The 18820-nt window shown below is 37.8% G+C and carries 14 protein-coding genes and 1 tRNA gene; 7 read left to right on the top strand and 8 right to left on the bottom strand.

What is annotated here, in order from left to right; all coding sequences use genetic code 11:
• The first annotated feature begins 43 nt into the window (after positions 1-43).
• From IEX65_RS25620 to IEX65_RS25610, 3 genes are all read left to right on the top strand, one after another.
• Positions 44-1171, top strand: coding sequence for a M23 family metallopeptidase (locus IEX65_RS25620; RefSeq protein ID WP_188770817.1), 1128 nt, complete (start codon positions 44-46; stop codon positions 1169-1171).
• 97 nt (positions 1172-1268) lie between these two features.
• Positions 1269-1988, top strand: coding sequence for a bacillithiol biosynthesis deacetylase BshB1 (gene bshB1 / locus IEX65_RS25615; RefSeq protein ID WP_188770815.1), 720 nt, complete (start codon positions 1269-1271; stop codon positions 1986-1988).
• 232 nt (positions 1989-2220) lie between these two features.
• Entirely contained in the window at positions 2221-3195 is a 975-nt protein-coding gene (locus IEX65_RS25610) for an NAD-dependent epimerase/dehydratase family protein (protein WP_188770813.1), read from the top strand.
• Here the strand turns inward: IEX65_RS25610 and IEX65_RS25605 are convergent.
• The 8 genes from IEX65_RS25605 to IEX65_RS25570 form a co-directional block, all read right to left on the bottom strand.
• Positions 3192-4376 (bottom strand): glycosyltransferase, encoded by a 1185-nt coding sequence (locus IEX65_RS25605; protein WP_188770811.1) that lies wholly within the window; start codon positions 4374-4376, stop codon positions 3192-3194. The genes IEX65_RS25610 and IEX65_RS25605 overlap by 4 nt on opposite strands.
• 58 nt (positions 4377-4434) lie before the next feature.
• Positions 4435-5544, bottom strand: coding sequence for a glycosyltransferase family 4 protein (locus IEX65_RS25600; RefSeq protein ID WP_188770809.1), 1110 nt, complete (start codon positions 5542-5544; stop codon positions 4435-4437).
• Positions 5545-5556: 12 nt separating this feature from the next.
• Positions 5557-5631: transfer RNA gene (locus IEX65_RS25595), tRNA-Val, on the bottom strand.
• A 140-nt stretch (positions 5632-5771) separates the two neighbouring features.
• A complete protein-coding gene (locus IEX65_RS25590) occupies positions 5772-7088 on the bottom strand; it encodes an MFS transporter (RefSeq protein ID WP_188770807.1) in 1317 nt (438 codons plus the stop codon).
• Positions 7089-7116: 28 nt separating this feature from the next.
• A complete protein-coding gene (locus IEX65_RS25585) occupies positions 7117-7890 on the bottom strand; it encodes a sterol desaturase family protein (RefSeq protein WP_188770805.1) in 774 nt (257 codons plus the stop codon).
• A 3-nt stretch (positions 7891-7893) separates the two neighbouring features.
• Positions 7894-8658, bottom strand: coding sequence for a LamB/YcsF family protein (locus IEX65_RS25580; protein WP_188770803.1), 765 nt, complete (start codon positions 8656-8658; stop codon positions 7894-7896).
• Entirely contained in the window at positions 8639-9475 is an 837-nt protein-coding gene (locus tag IEX65_RS25575) for a 5-oxoprolinase subunit C family protein (RefSeq protein ID WP_188770798.1), read from the bottom strand. The genes IEX65_RS25580 and IEX65_RS25575 overlap by 20 nt, the downstream gene beginning before the upstream one ends.
• Positions 9476-9509: 34 nt before the next feature.
• A complete protein-coding gene (locus IEX65_RS25570) occupies positions 9510-10526 on the bottom strand; it encodes a LacI family DNA-binding transcriptional regulator (RefSeq protein WP_188770796.1) in 1017 nt (338 codons plus the stop codon).
• Positions 10527-10863: 337 nt separating this feature from the next.
• Between IEX65_RS25570 and IEX65_RS25565 the strand changes: the two genes are divergently transcribed.
• The 4 genes from IEX65_RS25565 (at position 10864) to IEX65_RS25550 (ending at position 18819) form a co-directional block, all read left to right on the top strand.
• Positions 10864-12051 carry a glycoside hydrolase family protein gene (locus tag IEX65_RS25565; protein WP_188770794.1) on the top strand — a complete coding sequence of 396 codons (1188 nt, stop codon included), beginning with the start codon at positions 10864-10866 and terminating at the stop codon, positions 12049-12051.
• Between the two features lie 67 nt (positions 12052-12118).
• Positions 12119-15262: a SusC/RagA family TonB-linked outer membrane protein gene (locus IEX65_RS25560; RefSeq protein ID WP_188770792.1), complete on the top strand. Its 3144-nt coding sequence runs from the start codon at positions 12119-12121 to the stop codon at positions 15260-15262.
• Positions 15263-15322: 60 nt separating this feature from the next.
• Entirely contained in the window at positions 15323-16942 is a 1620-nt protein-coding gene (locus IEX65_RS25555) for a RagB/SusD family nutrient uptake outer membrane protein (RefSeq protein WP_188770788.1), read from the top strand.
• Positions 16943-17001: 59 nt separating this feature from the next.
• Complete coding sequence (locus IEX65_RS25550) at positions 17002-18819, top strand: DUF4962 domain-containing protein (RefSeq protein ID WP_188770786.1); 1818 nt, start codon at positions 17002-17004, stop codon at positions 18817-18819.
• Position 18820: the final 1 nt, after the last annotated feature.

Genomic DNA, 18820 nt, shown 5'->3' with positions numbered 1-18820 from the left:
AGTAACAAGTTTGGTGCTGCCTTATAACCAAAACAACTAAAACATGAAAAAGGCTATATTACCAATTATCTTAGCTGTGGCTATTTCCACGACAACGTTTGCTCAACAACGTGAGCGAGGTTTAAAGTTGAATAAGCCCAATATTCCTTCTAAGCAGAAAGATTCTAACGCAAAAGATAAAAACTTCAATAAAGACAAAAAAGAAGATGATGAGTTTAGCTTTGAAGAAGAACCAAAACTCCGCTTCGTAAATGAGTTTGAAACTCCAAAGGTAGTCGAATCAGCACCTGCGGTTAAAATCGAACCTGTAAAAGAGCTCAATACAGCAGTTCACGAAGATACTTCAACAATTGACGAAGGGCAAGTACAGATTGTAGAAATCGAAGACGAAGCTCAGTTTGTTGGTAGTGATGAAATGGTGAAAATCGCCAGTTACTTCTCTGTTTGGGATACTGATTCGGTTGACCCTTATGGTATTGACGCCAAAGAGTTTGACGATGTAGTCCCAATTCAATTATATGATATTTCACAAGGACGCTATTGGTCTGGCCCAATGGCTAAAGGTGTAACTAACTCTCAGTTTGGTTGGAGATGGCGTCGTTGGCACACTGGAACAGACCTTGATTTGGATACTGGTGAACCTATCTTAGCTGCCTTTGATGGTATCATCAGAGTTGCCAGTACCCGTGGAGGCTATGGTAGATGTGTTGTGATTCGCCATTATAATGGTCTCGAAACACTTTATGGTCACTTATCGAAAATCAATTTTGAGCCAAATACAATCGTAAAAGCTGGAGATGAAATAGGTAAAGGTGGAAATACAGGACGCAGTTCTGGCCCACACTTACACTTTGAAACTCGCTACGAAGGGAATCCATTTGACGCAAGAAATATTTTCAATTTCAGTCCTGGGCAAATCAATATCATTTCTCAAGACTTTTTACTTACCTCTCGAGTTTATGATTATCTCAGAGGAGGAGCAAGTAAAGGTGACTTTGAATTTGATGAACCAGTTGCAGTAAGCCGTAAGGTATGGTACAGAGTTCGTACTGGAGAAAATCTTAGTGAGATTGCTGGTAAATTCAACACAACAGTTGCCGAGATTTGTAAATTAAATAAAATACGTTCTTCTGCCCGCTTGCGTGCAGGTTATCGTCTGCGTGTGAAGTAAGGCTTTGCAGAAAATATTACTGAAAATCAGCGACGTGAAACTTTTTACGTCGCTTTTTTTTTATATCATAATACAGTTCAACAATATCACGTAGCAAATGAAATTAGATTTAGTTGTTATGGCCGCTCACCCAGACGATGCAGAAATGTCGTGTGGAGGAACTATCGCCTCAGCAATTGCCCAAGGCAAAAAAGTTGGCATAATTGATTTTACCAGAGGCGAACTCGGCACTCGTGGAACACCCGAAATCAGAGCCGCCGAAGCTGCGGCAGCATCTAAGATTTTGAATATCTCAGCCAGAGAAAATCTTGGATTCAGAGATGGATTCTTCAAAAATGACGAAGAACATCAAATGAAATTAATTGCAGCTATTCGTCGTTATCAACCAGATGTAGTGTTAGCTAATGCCATTGAAGACCGCCACCCCGACCACGGTAAAGGGGCTGCTTTGGCAGTTGATGCTTGTTTTTATTCGGGTTTAAGAATGATTCAAACATTCGATTTTGACGGTACGTCACAGCAAGCATGGCGTCCGAAAGCTCTATATCATTATATTCAAGATAGATTTATAAAGCCTGACTTAGTAGTTGATATTTCAAAATATTGGGATAGTAAAGAAGCTTCAATCAGAGCATATAAAAGCCAGTTTTATGACCCAAATAGTACTGAACCAGAATCTTATTTAACGAGTCCAGAATTCTTAGAGTTCTTAAAAGCTCGTTCACAAGAAATGGGGCACATGATTGGTGCAAAGTTTGGTGAAGGATACACAAAAACCAAGATGATTGGTATCAATGATTTTTTTAGTTTGATATGATAATTCTGAGATTTAGCATATAATTTTATTACAATTTCATACTTATTTACATCAATATAAAAATCAATAGTTTCGTGATTTTGTATTAATACTTACACCAAATGGTATAATTTATTAAAACAATAGACTTATTAGTAAATACTTTTCATGTATATTGTTTTATTCAGTTTAGATTCATTAAATTTGTACTTTATTTAGAATTAAATAGTTTTCATTTCGATAATTAAATTATATGAAAAGAGCATTAGTATGTGGTGCAGGTGGTTTTATTGGAGGCCATTTAGTAAACCGCTTAAAAAGTGAGGGGTACTGGGTAAGAGGCGTTGATTTGAAATATAATGAGTATGGTAACGGAAATGCTGATGAGTTTGTAATTGGTGACTTAACAGACCCAGTTATCTGCCGTCAAGTGGTTGAAGGTGGTTTTGATGAGGTATATCAATTGGCTGCTGATATGGGTGGTGCTGGATATATTTTTACAGGTGAGAATGACGCTGCCGTAATGCATAATTCGGCTCTTTGTAACCTAAATATGTTACACGCAGCACAACAAGCTGGCGTAAAGAAAATATTCTATTCTTCATCGGCTTGTATGTATCCTGAGTATAATCAACTTGACCCTGATAATCCTAAATGTTCTGAAGAATCGGCCTATCCTGCTGCTCCAGATAGCGAATATGGTTGGGAGAAATTATTTAGTGAGCGTTTATACTTAACTTACCAACGTAACTTGGGTATCACTGTAAAAGTGGCTCGTTTCCATAATATCTTCGGGCCTCAAGGCACTTGGAAAGGTGGACGTGAGAAAGCTCCAGCTGCAATCTGCCGTAAAGTAATTGAAGCAGAAGATGGCGGAACTATCGAAATTTGGGGTGATGGAAAGCAAACTCGTTCGTTCTTGTACGTAGAAGAATGTGTTGAAGGAGTACGTCGTTTAATGGAATCTGATTTCTCTGGTCCAGTAAATATTGGTTCGGAAGAAATGATTTCAATCAATGATTTCGCAAAATTAATTGCTGAAATTTCTGGCAAAAAAATTACTATCAAGAATATCCCTGGACCAGAAGGTGTTCGTGGAAGAAATTCTGATAATGCCTTGATTCAAGAAAAATTGGGTTGGGCTCCATCTCACTCATTGAGAGAAGGAATCACCAAAACATATCATTGGATTGCTGAACAAGCAGCCAAAGAAGTTGAATTAGCTTAATTCAACTCAAGTAGGGTCTTAATAAAATTGTCACTACTATGATTTTGTACAAAAACGCTTGCTCTTTCGGGGTAAGCGTTTTTCGTTTTCAAGAAGGTCAAAACTGCTTGTTTGATTTCCTCAGGATTAAATCCATCAACCGTTATTCCTAAATTATACTCACGAGTGAGGTCGCCTACAACACCAAATTTTGTGGCCAAAACTGGTTTGTTATGCCTTGCCGCCAAACCAATAACACCACTCGATGAAAAGAAATTGATATAAGCAACCGAAACTATATCGCTCTGCCCAACATAAGCCTCCATTTCATCATCATCAACAAATCTGCTTTCAAACTCAATTTGGAGTTCGGGGCGAGTTTTCTTGGCTTCTTCAAAAGCTTCCATTAATGTTGCTTGATGCTCTCCGTGAATTTTTCCCACTACCAGCAAGCAAATATTTGCTGCATCTTCTGCACTCAGTTGTTGTAAAGCTTTCAATAAGTTTACAACATTCTTTTTGGCATCAATAAAACCAAAGGCTAAAAGAATCTTTTTGTGAGTAGCAATTTTATATTTTTCTCTGATAATCAACCCTTCACGAGTTGGGTAGTCATACACAGGGTCAGGCAAATACGTAAAAACCTTTGTTCCAAGTGTTTCATTCATATTTTTGATAGTTTCTCTATCATTAAATATAAAAACCTTTTTTAATTGCGTATTCCGACACATCCACCATGTTGTGAATAATTTGCGGGCCTTTGTTATGGTTGATTTCTGTTTGGCTCGTAGTGTAGAGTCTTGGGCAATTACTCGTGGATATGGATTAAACATAATTCCAGTGAGTTGGCAAGGAAAACGGCTACTTCCGATGGTATGTTGAAACATATCAAGCATCATCATTATCACTTTATTCGCTTGATATTCAGTGGCATAACGACTAATGTGTTTCCAAATTATCTGAGTAGATTTTATGATACTCATACCCGAATTGAATGGAGCAAACTCTTCTTCGGTGAAGAAAATTATCTTCACGTTCAGAGCAGTCGTTTTTACTGAAGGAATTGTTTGTGCATCTGGATTTAACAGAAATATGTATTCATCATTCGATGGGTTTTTCTCTAAAAATCGTAGTATGTTTTGAATATGACCCAAATTATGTCCAACTAACCTAACATATATATCACAAATAATAATTCTCATACTTAAAAGAATTTAGGCCATCGAATGGCCTTTTATAAACGATGAAGGGTAAAATTAACTATAAAACACTTTTATATACATCAAGTGTTTTTTGAGCCGTGATGGTTGGCGAAAAATCTTGTAAACGTATTTTGCCTTTTTGAATTAATTCGGTGCGGAGGGCAGCATTATCTAAAACTTTTTCAATTTGGAAAGCGATATTTTCCTTGTCGTCTGGGTTAAAATATAAAGCAGCATCTTGACCAACTTCTGGAAAACATGAACGGTCGCTTAGAATAACGGGGCAATCGCATGCAAAAGCTTCAATAACTGGTATGCCAAAACCTTCGTACAAAGATGGATAAACAAAAACTGTAGCATTTTTATATAACTGATAAAGCACATCGTCGCTATCAATTCCATGATGAAGGATTTGCTTTTCAACTTTTAATCTTGAAAACAATTGTTGTTCAGTAGATGAAAAACTACCATTTCCTGCACAAATTAGATACAAATCATCTTGTTTTTGGAGAATTGGGGCGATTGCCTCTACATAAACATCAAAGTTTTTATAGTTATCTCGATTTCCGACATAGAGTAAATATCTTTTCGGTGTCGAAATCTTGACTTCTGGATTTGGCTGAAAAGTTGCGAAATGCGTAGAGTGATAAATTACTTCAACTTTTTCGGGAGCGATATTGAAAATATCCAAAATATCCTGCTTTGTATTTTCTGAAACCGCAATTATTTTTGAGGATTTATCCAAGATTTTCTTTTTCTGATTTTTATCAAAACCATCTAAAGCGGCATATTGGGTAGAAAATTTTTCGGGAATTACGTCGTGGTGGGTAAGTACAAAAGGTTTTTTTCCGAGAAATGGCAAGAAATAATCTTTGAAATAAGTCGGGTGAAAAACGTCATAATTCTGTCGAGCAATTTGGATAGCACTATTCAGTCGATTTATATGCGAAAAAAGCATATTAGTTTTGGCATATCCTAAGAAAAAGCTGAAAGGAGCCACATGCTTTATGTCACCGTTTTTTAGATAATCATTGTTCGAGAACTTGAGGGCTAACTCAACATCTACTCCTTGTTCGTATTTTAGATTATACATCAAGTCATAGAAATATCTTGCTACTCCGCCGTATTTTGCACCCGAAAACGATTGGTGGTCATAAAGAACTTTCATAAAGAGAAAAAGTAGGACGTATCGGGCTCGAACCGATGACCTTCGCCTTGTCGAGGCGACACTCTAAACCAACTGAGCTAACATCCTGTTTTTGAATAAGTTAGTAGTACATAATTAATCTAAATTTTTTGATATTCTTAATAAATATCAAATATTCTGATACTATTATAACTGTACTGCAAAAATTGTATCACAAATATATACCTAAATCTCTTTTGTAGCAATTTTTAGTGATAAACTTTCTTTGATGGTACTCTCATTAAAAGTAAAAAACCTACAATAAAAAACACCAATATTGTTAAGACTGAGTTTCGCATATTACCAGTTATTTGTCCGACAAAACCAAAAATCAGCGTTCCGAGTGTAATAGCGACTTTTTCTACAATATCATAAAAACCAAAATACGAGGCCGTATCTGTGGTATCATCTGGAATAAGTTTGGCAAATGTTGAGCGTGAAAGCGATTGGATTCCGCCCATAACCAAGCCAACAATGGCCGCAATTACATAAAATTCGTTTTGAGTAGTTGTAAAATAGGCTGCCAAAGGCATGAACGACCAAATGAAAATAAATACCAAAAGACCTTTTGTATTACCAAACTTGCTGGATAGCCAAGATGCTAAGTATGAACCAGGAATTGCAATCAACTGAATTAGCAGAAGTGTGATGATAAGGCCTTGTTTTTCGATGTGAAGCTCTTTATCAGCGAAAATTGTAGCTACATAAATAACTGTCATTACTCCCATGTCGTAAAATAAGAACGCCATCAAAAACTTCGTTATAAGTTTATTCTTTCTGACTTCTTTAAGCACCTTCACTAATTCTTGAACGCCTGTCGTTAAACGCCCAGTTTTAAAAGATTTTGGCTCGTCTTTTGGCAGATAATAAAATGGTATTTGAGCAAACAAAGCCCACCAAAGTCCAACGGTAAGGAATGAAATTCGGGCCGTAAATCCAGAATCAGAATCGGCCTGAGTTAGGCCAAATAATGTTGGCTGCATTATCATCAAAAGGTTTACTATCAGTAAAATAACGCTGCCAATATAGCCCATAGTGAAACCTTTTGCACTTAGGTTGTCGAAACGGTCTTCGGTGGCAATTACTGGTAAAAATGAATTATAGAAAACGATACTTCCACCCCAACCAACAATTGAAAGTCCGAATGCAATAACAGCAGGATTTACATTCCCTCTCGTAAAAAAGTAAAAATATGCACAACTTGCTGCACCGAGATAGCAGAAAATTTTCATGAAAAATTTACGTCGTCCGCTTGAATCGGCCAATGGTGTAAGAATTGGATTGAGAATAACCAGCAAGAGTGTAGCAGCTGAAATTGTGTATGAATACAAAACCGAGTTTTGAATTTGAATTCCGAAGAAATCAACAATATCATTAATGACTTTACCATTGGCATCTTTTTCGGAAGTAGTTGCCAAAAAGTACATCGGAAAAACAACAGTCGTTATCACGAGGTTATGCACCGAATTTGCCCAGTCATACATTGTCCAAGCATTCAGTACTTTCTTTTGGTTTTTTTCAAACATAGCAGTTTAGGGTTAATGTGTTTCAAACTTATGGTTTAGGTCTTTCTTTTAATGCTATAAATTCTCTTTCGTAATTTTTATCTAAAGTTCCCATCGCTCTATCCCAAAAACTAAAATATAGGCCGTAGTTATTTTTGAAATAATGATGGTGCTGATTGTGCATCAACGAGCTGTTGAGCCATTTCCAAAACCAATGTTTATGTCCATCTTTCGGAAGCCATTCCCAGCCTAAATGCCCATAAACATTGTAAGCAGTCATAAAAATGAGGAATGAAAGCATGATGATTGGGTGCAAAGGTAGCACAAAAGCGAAAACGACAAAAATTCCTGCTTCAACAAAGCCTTCGAGTGGTTGAAATGAAAATGAAGTCCACGGACTGGGATTGGTTGATTGATGATGGACTTTATGAAAATACTTAAATAGTTTCGGATGGTGCATCAGTCGGTGCATCCAATAAAAATAAGTATCATGAATGAGTAGTGTCAGGAAAAAGGAGAATATAAAATAAGGCCAACCGTAGTCAGAAATCTTGTAATAAGTTAAGGTATATGGCCTTACACTTGGATTGTAGAGTAAAACACCGACTATTCCAAAAATCAAAAAAGTTAGTAAAGAATAAAGTATTTCACGTTGATAATCAGTGGCTTTAGGGAATTTTAACTGTATTTTCTTGTAGGATACTTTGTTTTTCAAACCAATGTAATATATCAAAAAAGCCAATCCTGCAATAACGAAATAGCGGATGAGGCTTGCAATAAAAATTACAGAAAAAAGATGAGATATATTTTCAGGAAGTAACATGGTCTATTTGATAGTTTCGATAAAAATATTCCTACCTAACAGAGTATTTCTCAATTCTCTCGCAAACTCAACAGCGTGTATTCCATCTCCATGAATACAGACGGTATCAGCTTTTAGCCCGACTTCTCTGCCTTCAGTAGATATAACAACTTGTTTTTCAATCATCATCATTACTTGATTGACAGCTTCTTGTGAGCTTTCAATCATAGCATTAGCTTGTGTACGAGGAGTTAGATTCCCATCGTTTTGATAGGTGCGGTCGGCAAAAACTTCAGATGCGGTGCGTAAACCGATTTTTTCGGCCTCTGTAATTAAATGACTGCCTGATAAACCATACAAAATCAAATCTGGATGAATAGCTTTTGTTGCTTGGGCAATTGCTTTGGCTAATGCAGCATCTTTAGCAGCCATATTGTATAAAGCCCCATGCGGTTTTACGTGGTGAAGTTTACCACCTAATGCTCTTACTGTACCGAACATCGCCCCAATCTGATACACGCAAATATCATAGACCTCTTGCGGTGAAAGCTGCATATTTCGACGACCAAAACCTTGTAAATCTGGAAAAGCAGGATGAGCTCCAACAGCAACATTTTTTTCGATAGCCAATTGAGCCGTTTTCCGCATGATGGTGGCATCGCCCGCATGAAAACCACAAGCAACATTAGCCGACGAAATCAATTCCATTAAAGCACTATCGTTTCCCATTGGCCAAGCACCGAATGCTTCGCCCATGTCGCAGTTGAGGTCAATTTTTTTGTTTATCATTGAAAAATCTGATGCTTGCTTTTAGTTTTTGAAGTTCGAGTTCTTGCTGAATCAGTAAGTCTTCTGCTTCCTGAATCGAAATCTTTTTAAATAATATACTATCATTTACATTACATTGAGCCAATTTTGGTAAATCAACCGACACAATATTGCCCAATCGTGGGTATCCACCGCTGGTTTGATGGTCGGCCATTAAAACTATTATTTGTCCACTTGGCAAAAGCTGCATTGTTCCAAAATCTACGGCCGAGCTGACCAATTCTTTTTTAGCGTTTACTTCCAAAGTTTCAGCATTCATTCGATACCCCATTCGGTTTGAAGCATTGGAGACTGTAAATACTTGATTTTCAAACGCTTGCTTACTTATTTCGGTCAGTAAATCAAACTCGTTGCCTTCGGTGAAACGGATTGTTTTTTTTTGAGACAGGTTGCAAACCTGTCCTACATACGGCAAAAAATTACAATTTCCCTCCTTTACTGCCAAATATGCCCGACTGCCAACAATTAATTTCTTAAATCTAAGTACACTATCTGTTTTAACCAAAATTGTTTTCCAATTTTCTATAGGTTTATTATTGATGGTCGGCGAGAAATCGGCTCCGCCAATGATTATGGTACAATCTTCTTCAAATAATATTTCAGGAGCAGGAAAGTGCATTTCCAACACTGGTTGGTCTTCGGTATTTTGTAAAGCAATGTTGAGTATTCTTGCCGAAAGTCTGTCCATTGCTCCACTTGGGTTTACACCCAAATGTCGAAGTCCATTTTTTCCTAAATTTTGATAGCTTGTAAGAATCCCTTGCTTTAAATATTTCACTTTTGGGCTATTATTTTTCCTAAAATTAATGATTTTATCTTAAAGATGATTCTCTGATGACTAATTGTGTATCAAGAACAACCGTTTCGGGTTCAATCTTATCGGCTTCGAGTTGTTTGAGTAATAACCTGACAGCCTGAGTTCCCATTTCTCGAATCGGTTGACTAATACTTGTAAGCGATGGAGTAAGGTATAAGCACGTAGGTTCGTTATTAAAACTAACCATAGCCACATCTTCAGGTATTCGTAAGCCACGTTGTTTGAGAGCATACATTGTAGAAAAGGCAATATTATCGCTCATCGTCAAAATTCCGTCGGGTGGATTGCTTTGACTCATCATATTATTGGCTTGTATGATGGTGTTTTCCTGCGTAAAATCACTGTGGCTTACGTACTGTTCTTCATATTGTAGGCCATTTGTCAAGATAGCTTCCCGAAACCCATCTAAACGTTGGTTACTGATTTCGAGATGCGGAGGCCCAGCCAAACAAGCTAAACGACGGCACCCTTTTTCAATCATGTGTACAGTTGCTTTAAAAGCCGCTTGTTTGTTATCGACTATTACTTTTGAACTTTCGATTTTATCAGTATATCTATCAAACAAAACCAATGGAATTTGCTTTTTGATTAACCTATTAATATGCTCATAGTCGAGCGAATCACGAGCCAATGAAATAATAAAACCCTCTACTTGGGAGTTGAGCATATTTTGAATCTGGGCTAATTCTCTCAGATAAGATTCGTTGGTTTGGCAAACCATTACACTATACCCCGCTTGCATGGCTGCCTCCTCGATACTATTGAGCATTGAAGCAAAGAAATAATAACTCAATGATGGCACAATTACCCCGATTGTCTTGGTACTGTTTCCTACCAAATTCTTGGCAAGTTGATTGGGCTGATAGTCCATTTCTTCGGCCAATTTAAGAATGGCGTTTTTGGTATCTGGATGAATTTCGGGCATACCACGCAATGCCCTCGAAACCGTTGATACCGATATGTTGAGGGTTTGTGCTATATCTTTAATCGTAACTGGGGTTCTGCGGTGCATAAAATATAACTTTTACAATATTTAAAGCGATAGACTTAGACAATCAAAAATAAATAAAAAATTTGACAAGCGAAGTTAATATAAATTTTTAAAGAGATATTATAAAAATTAAAATATATGCAAACGTTTGCGGTTACGTTTGCGGTTACGTTTGCAAAAAACAGTAAAATAATAAACGATTATTCTTCAATTTTTTCTTTGATAATTAATAATCGCACTATATATTTATAAAAATTACTCAAATCTATTTATGAATAGATAATTAAATTGACTTAAAGTGATAAATAAAAAAATATTTATTTATTGTATTTTTCTAATAAATCTAACTTTCAAACAAATGATTAAAATCTACCTTAAAAAGTATTATTTCTCATTACTATTGCTCTTGTCTTTCACATCATTTGGTCAGTCGAAACTTGATGTAAAAAAAGAATTTGAGTTCGCTGCCAAACAATACGAAGGAATGCTTGCGTCGCACCCAGACCTTACGAAATTTCCGCAATCTACATGGCCAGATGGAAAACCTCGTGATATGAAATCGGATTGGTGGTGTAGTGGATTTTTTGGTGGTTCGCTTTGGTATATTTATCAATTTAATCATGAACAAAAATGGAAAGATGCCGCCGACAAATGGACGATGGCAGTTGAGAAAGAGAAATTTAATACTCGCACGCATGATTTAGGTTTTATGCTATATTGTCCGTTTGGCAATGGGTATCGACTTACAAAAAATCCTGTATATAAAGATATTATGCTTACAGGAGCAAAATCTTTGGCAACTCGATTTAATCCTAAAGTTGGTTTAATTAAGTCTTGGGAAAGTTTCAAGGGTGGCTATAAATATCCTGTTATCATTGATAATATGATGAACCTTGAGTTTTTGTTTTGGGCAGCTAAAGAATCAGGAGACAAAGAACTTTATAATTTGAGTGTTACGCACGCCGATAATACGATGAAAAATCATTATCGCCCTGATTTTAGTAGCTACCACGTATTATTATATGGCGAAAATGGAGAAGTTTTAGCGAAGAAAACGCATCAAGGGGCAGCAGATGAGTCAGCCTGGGCAAGAGGACAAGCTTGGGGTCTTTATGGATACACCGTGATGTATCGTGAGACTAAAGACAAAAAATACCTTGATTTTGCTCGAAATATTGCCAATTTCTATCTCAAAAATCCAAATTTGCCATCTGATATGATTCCGTATTGGGATTTTAGTAAACCAGGTGAAGAACGAGATGCTTCAGCAGGAGCAATTTGTGCTTCGGCATTATTGGAGCTAAGCACTTACGGAGGGAAAGACGCCAAAACTTATTATAATTCGGCCGTTAAAATGCTCGAAACACTATCTACACCAGCATTTAAAGCCGAACTTGGAAAAAACAATCATTTTATTTTGATGCACAGCACGGGTCATAAACCAGGTAATTCAGAAATTGATGTTCCGCTTGTTTATGCCGACTACTATTATTTAGAAGGTCTTTTAAGATACGAAGCCTTGAGAACTAAGAAGAAATTATTTTAAGATTTAACTACATCCACACAACCTTATAAAGAGTACTTATCAACATTTATTCAAACTCAAATCTTTTATGAAAAAAAATCTACTGTTCAATCAGTTGATGAATAGGGCTGCAAAAAGCAGACTTATTTACACTGTTTTAGCTCTACTCTGCTTGATAAGTAGCTATGCAAATGCTGCTGACATCACGATTACAGGAAAAGTTAGCGATGCCGAAAAAGGAGAAGGATTACCGGGAGTAAGTATCACAATCAAAGGCACTTCTCGTGGAGCAACTACTGATGGAAAAGGTGACTATTCTATCAAAGTTCCTAACAAAAATGCGGTATTAGTATTTAGTTTCTTGGGTTATGAAACACAAGAGATTGAAGTTGGTAACCAAACGATTATCAGCGTAAATATGACTGCTGATGCAAAATCGCTTGAAGAAGTTGTAGTCGTTGGATATGGAACTCAAAAGAAAGTAAACTTGACTGGTGCGGTTTCGACGATTGACTCAAAGACTATCGAAAATCGTCCATCAAGTAACTTAGCAAATGCTTTGCAAGGAACAAGCCCAGGTTTGATTATTACTCGTTCAAATGGTCAGCCAGGTAGTGAGGGTATCGGTATTCAGATTCGTGGAGCATCATCTGCCAATGGTAGTATTGAGCCATTAGTAATTCTTGATGGAGTAACTGTGCCAAGCAATACACTTCAGTCACTCAACCCAAATGATGTTGAGAATATCAGTGTGTTGAAAGACGCTGCGGCTGCCGCAATTTACGGTGCTCAAGCGGCTGGTGGTGTAATTTTGGTAACTACAAAGAAAGCCAAAGCAGGAAAAATAAAATTTGCTTATTTAGCTCAACAAGGCACTGACTGGTCAATTAATGTTCCTGAAAGAATGTCGCTTTTAGAAGAGGCCGAGTTTTCTAACTTAGCTCGTAAGAACTCAGGAAGTGGTCCTGAGTATTCGGATGTTGATATCCAACGTATCAAAGATGGTGTGCCGTATGTGGTTAACCCTGCCGATACGACAACTTGGCTTTTTTATAACCAAACTCCATTGACTGACCAAGTTTTAAGAAAATATTCGTCTATGACTACTCAAAACCTAAGCATTTCGGGTGGTACAGAAAAACTAAACTTTTTGTTGTCAGGTGGTTATTATGGTAAAAGCGGTATCTTCAAAATCGGACCAGATGGCTATCAACGCTACAATGTTCGTTTGAATTTAGGGGCTCAACTGAGTAAAATATTCTCAATCGATACTCGACTTTCTTATACAAAAGATAAGCAAGAGGCTGCTTCAGGAGGTTTAAATGGACAAGGTTTAATGTACGAAATTTATCGTTTACGTACTCGTACACCGTTTTTCACCCCTGATGGACAATATAATGGTGCTGGTTCGGCTGCGACAGTGTACGCCAGACTTGAATCAGGTGGCTATAATAATTATAAAAGAGATTATTTTGATGGAACTGTAACGCTCAAAGCCGCAAATATCGTAAAAGGTCTTACACTTCGTGGAGTAGTTGGTACTCAGTACCGCATCGGTGATAGAACAAACTTTGCTCGTACAGTGCCACTTTGGGGAAGAGGCAAAATATTGAGTTACATCAACCAAGTGAATAGTTATACTTTAACTGATGAATTAACAAATAATACAAACCTTCAGTTTTTGGCAAATTATGACATAAAGGTTGGAGCAAAACACAATTTTGGAATTTTGGCAGGATATAACTACGAAGATTTCAGATTTGAAAACATGGTGGCTGGTGCAACAAACTTAGTGAGCAATGATTTGCCAACGCTTAACTTAGGCGACGATAAAACAAAAACCAATAGCCAATCAATCGGTACTAATGCTTCGCAGTCGGTTTTCAGTCGTTTCAATTATAATTATGATGGTAAATATTTGCTCGAAGCAACTATCCGTCGTGATGAAAACTCAAAACTCGCTCCAGATTTAAGAATTAAAGTTTTCCCATCAGCATCGGCTGGCTGGAATATACACCGTGAGGCATTCATGAAAGATGTAAACTTTATTTCTGAGTTGAAACTTCGTGCATCATGGGGACGCTTGGGTGGTGCTTTAGGTGGTAGCACAATTGGTAACTACGATTATTTAAGTCAGTTAAGTCGTGGTTCGGCATTGGTTTTGGGAGATTCTCGTGCTTCTTACCTTTTCCAGAGTTCAATTCCATCGCAAGCCCTTTCTTGGGAAACAATCGAAACAACTAACGTAGGTTTTGACTTAGGTTTATTCAAAAATAAACTAACAATCAACGGTGACTATTACGTAAAATATAACCGTAATATGCTTACGCCACAAAACCTTCCTGCTGTAATTGGTATCGGTACTCCAAGAAAAAATAACGGAGAATTGAAATCTTGGGGCTGGGAATTGGAAGCACGTTATAGAGGACAAATCGGTAAAGATTTCTCATATAATATTGCAGCTAACCTTTCTGACAACCAAAATAAACTCATCAATTTTGCGGGAAGAAACATCGTTAGTGCGGGTACAAACAGTATCGTAGAAGGTTATCCTTTGAACAGTGTTTTTGGCTACAAAACAGATGGATATTTCCAAACTGCCGACGAAGTTAAAGCTTGGGCTTTCCAAGATAACCGCACAGGTGCTGGTGATGTGAAATATTTAGACCTCAACGGCGATGCAAAAATCAATGTTGGAAAAGGAAACACCAGCGACTTCGGTGACTTGGTGTATCTTGGTACTACTCAGCCTCGTTATGTGTTTGGTACAACACTTGGCTTTAATTATAAAGGATTTGATTTTACTGCATTCATTCAAGGTGTAGGCAAGCGTTCGTTCAGACCAGAAACTGAAACTATTGCCCCTCTATTGGTAACTTGGAAACAAGCTTTAGGTATTCACAGAGATTACTGGACTCCAGAAAATCCTGATGCTTTGTACCCTCGCCCTTACACTGGTGGAACACACAACTACCGTGTTTCGGACAAATGGCTGTTGAATGGACAATATGCTCGTTTGAAAAACCTTCAAATTGGTTATACAATTCCTGAAAGCCTTTCTAACAGAGTTAAGATTTCGAGAGCAAGGGTATTCTTCTCGGCTCAAGATATTCTTACATTCTCAAGATTGGGCAATTTCAAAGGATATTTCGACCCAGAGCAACGTGATAATATTGAGAATGATTACCCATTCTTTGCCACAGCTTCAGTTGGTATCAATCTTAATTTCTAAGCAATTAGTCAATATAAGTTATTGACCATCAACGATTAACTAATTAAATTAATGCGAATCATGAAATCAAAATTCAAATATATACTTTCGACGTGCCTACTCATCTTGGGCATGACCGCTTGCGACATCAATCGCTTGCCCGAAACATCAATCAGCGATGCTACTTTTTGGCGTTCGGAAACTGACTTAATAGCGGCTACCAACTATCTTTACACTTTCATACCCGGCTTTAATACCGAAGATGTATGGTCTGACGATGCCATTGGTCTAACTTCAAACAATATCAGCGATGGTTCTCGTTTGGCTCCTTCAACTGATGGTAACTATACTTCTCCATATCAGTTAATCAGGGCAGCCAATAATATTATCGAAAAAGGCCCAAAAGCAGCTGCCACAACCAGCCAAGCGGTTATTGACCGATACATCGGCGAAGCTCGTTTCTTCCGTGCATGGGGCTATTATAGCTTAGTTCAGAAATACGGTGATGTGCCTTTGATTCTAAAAATATTAGATGACACTTCGCCAGAATTGACCGAACCAGCCAGCCCAAGAGAAAAGATTTTCGACCAAATCTATCAAGACCTTGATTTTGCTGCTTCAAAATTGCCAACTATAGCAACTCTCGGAATTGGTAATTTTGGGAGAATTTCGAATACGGGAGCATTAGCTTTCAAAGCTCGTGTGGCTCTTTTTGAAGGAACACGCTCGAAATTCCATAACTATGGTGATTATAAAAAACACCTAACTTTGGCGGTTGCAGCAGCAAAAGCCGTTATTGATAGCAAACAACACGCATTATATGCCAATTATTTCGATTTGTTCCAATATGCAGGCGAAGGGCTTCAAAACAAGGAGAATATCATTGTAAAACAATATGGTGTTAGCTTAACTGACCGTGTATTGACGCATACTTATTTCCGTGGAACACTCGAAAATGGTAATAAAAACCCAACCAAAAGTTTGGTAGATTCTTATTTGATGTCGGATGGTTTACCTATCACAAAGTCGCCATTATATAAAGCTCCTGTTAAAAGCACCGATGTATTTGTTGGACGTGATGATAGATTGAACCAAACAGTAATGAAAGCTGGCGACCCATACATTTTTACTAAAAAAGTATTCGATGTTGCCGTCTTGGTTTTCCAAAAAACAGGTTTTTGCTTCCGTAAATTTTCAAATATTGATGACTGGAATACGCAAGCTTCTTCGATTGACCGACCAATTTTGAGATATGCTGAAGTACTTTTAGCTTATGCAGAAGCAAAATACGAATTAGATGGAAGCATCAGCGATGCCGACCTTGATTTAGCAATTAATCCGCTTCGTGCAAGAGGTAAAATTGCGAAGTTAACCAATGCTTTTGTAACAACAAACGGACTAAATATGCGTGATGAACTCCGTCGTGAACGCCGAGTTGAATTAGCACAAGAAGGACATCGTTATTGGGATTTGATTCGTTGGAAAACGGCCGAGATTGAACTTCCAAAGCCAGTTTTAGGAAATTACTTCTTTAAATCTGAATTCGGAACAACTACTACCGTAAACTTAACTCCTGATAATTATATCTTAGTTACGGCAGCCAATTTCCGCAAGTTTGACCCTGCAAAAGATTATTTATGGCCATTACCTTTGAATGAGATTTCGTTGAACCCGAATCTCAAGCAAAACCCGAATTGGTAATAAAATTCTCAAAAACTGCCCTTTCTGTTTTGTCAGAAAGGGCTTTTATTTGCACTTTTATGAAAAAACTTTTTTCTATTCTTGCCATTTGGTTTTGTATAATTTCTTGTAAAAAAGACGAAACCACCCCACTTGCCGACCTTCCTGCTAACCTCAAAAACCTTAAAATCGAGCATCCACGCCTATTTCTGACCGACCAAAAACTTGAAGAATTGAAGGCTGCTCGCAAAACTGATGCAGTATTGGATAAATATGTTACTGCCGTTATCGCCACAGCAAATTCGATTGTTACAAAACCAATGCTCACCCGAGTGTTGATTGGGCCGAGATTATTAGATGTCAGTCGAGAATTATTGAAACGTACATCGCACCTTGCAATGGCCTATCGTTTTACAGGAGATAAAAAGTATTTAGATGCTGCCGTAAATAATATGAAAGCTGTATGTGATTTTACGGACTGGAATCCTTCACACTTTTTAGACGTGGCCGAAATGACCAACGGTGTAGCAATCGGCTACGATTGGCTCTACAACGACATGAGTAAGGCAGACCGAGAAACAATTAGAAACGGTCTGAAAATCAAAGGATTATCTGAATACCGTAAATCTTATGAGTCGGCTTGGTGGCACAATGGTGATAATAACTGGAACCAAGTTTGTAATGGCGGACTGCTCGTCGGTGCTTTAGCTATTGCCGAAACTGACCCAACGTACGCCAGCGATTTTATTCCGAAAGTTGTGCCTAACTTGGCTTTCTCGAATAAATTTTATGCTCCCGATGGAGCTTGGTACGAAGGCCCAGGTTATTGGTCTTATGCAACCGAGTATTTATCTTACGGAATGTCGGCCTTACAAACAGCTTTAGGCGATATGTACGGCCTCGAAAAAACGGACGGATTATCGAAATCGGGTTTAGTTCCAATGATTTGTGCTGGCCCAACCAATTTTATCTTGAATTTTGCCGATTCGGGCGAAAACAGTAAGGCTACGACCTCAGCAGCGATGTTTTTTCTGAGTAATGTTTATAATAACTCGCAGATTTCAAATTATCTCCATAATTACATCAAGAGTTCAAATGCTCTTGCTACGCCATTTCATGTGGCTTGGTATAAAGCACCGAATTCAGAAGCTGTCAGCCCGCCACTCGATTACTTTCTAAAAGGAGATATTAACGAACTGGTCTTTTTGAGAAGTAGCTGGACCGACCCTAACGCTTCATGGATTGGCATAAAATCAGGGATTAACAGCTCAAATCACTCTCACCTTGACCTCGGGAATTTTGAACTCGATGCGGGTGGCGTTCGCTGGGCAAAAGATTTAGGCTCTGATGATTATAATTTAGATGGGTATTGGACAATGGGCGTAAATGGCAAACGTTGGTCATATTACAGACTCAATTCTTTCAGCCATAATGTGCCACTTTTGGGCAATAAAAACCAGTATGAATTGGCAAAAGCCAAATTTATCAGCACTGATTTGAATGTGGCTACCCCTTCTGCAAGCCTCGATTTGACCGAAGCCTACCGAGAATTTTCGACAAAAAGTACAAGAAAAGTCAGCTTGACCGATGGTCGAAAAAACTTCTTGATTGAAGATAGTCATACTTTATCAAAAAGCACAGAAGTAGCTTGGGGAATGACAACCGCCAATACAATCGAACTCATAAAAGGTGGAAAAGCAATTTTGCGAAACGCAACCATTACCTCAAAAACACTCGAAGCAGAGATTATTTCACCCAAAGGCCTTGAGTTTACTGTCGAATCAGCTTTACAGAAAGCTCCCGAAAAATTGAACACAGGTCATTCGAGATTGATGCTCCGTTTACATAATCAAACTGGACAAGTGAATATTATCATCAAACTTTCACCTAAAGGGTAAA

The organism is Emticicia aquatilis (assembly GCF_014644295.1).
Lineage (GTDB): Bacteria > Bacteroidota > Bacteroidia > Cytophagales > Spirosomataceae > Emticicia > Emticicia aquatilis.
Note: the sequence above shows the minus strand (reverse complement) of the source record. Positions and strands in the feature narration are given on the sequence as shown.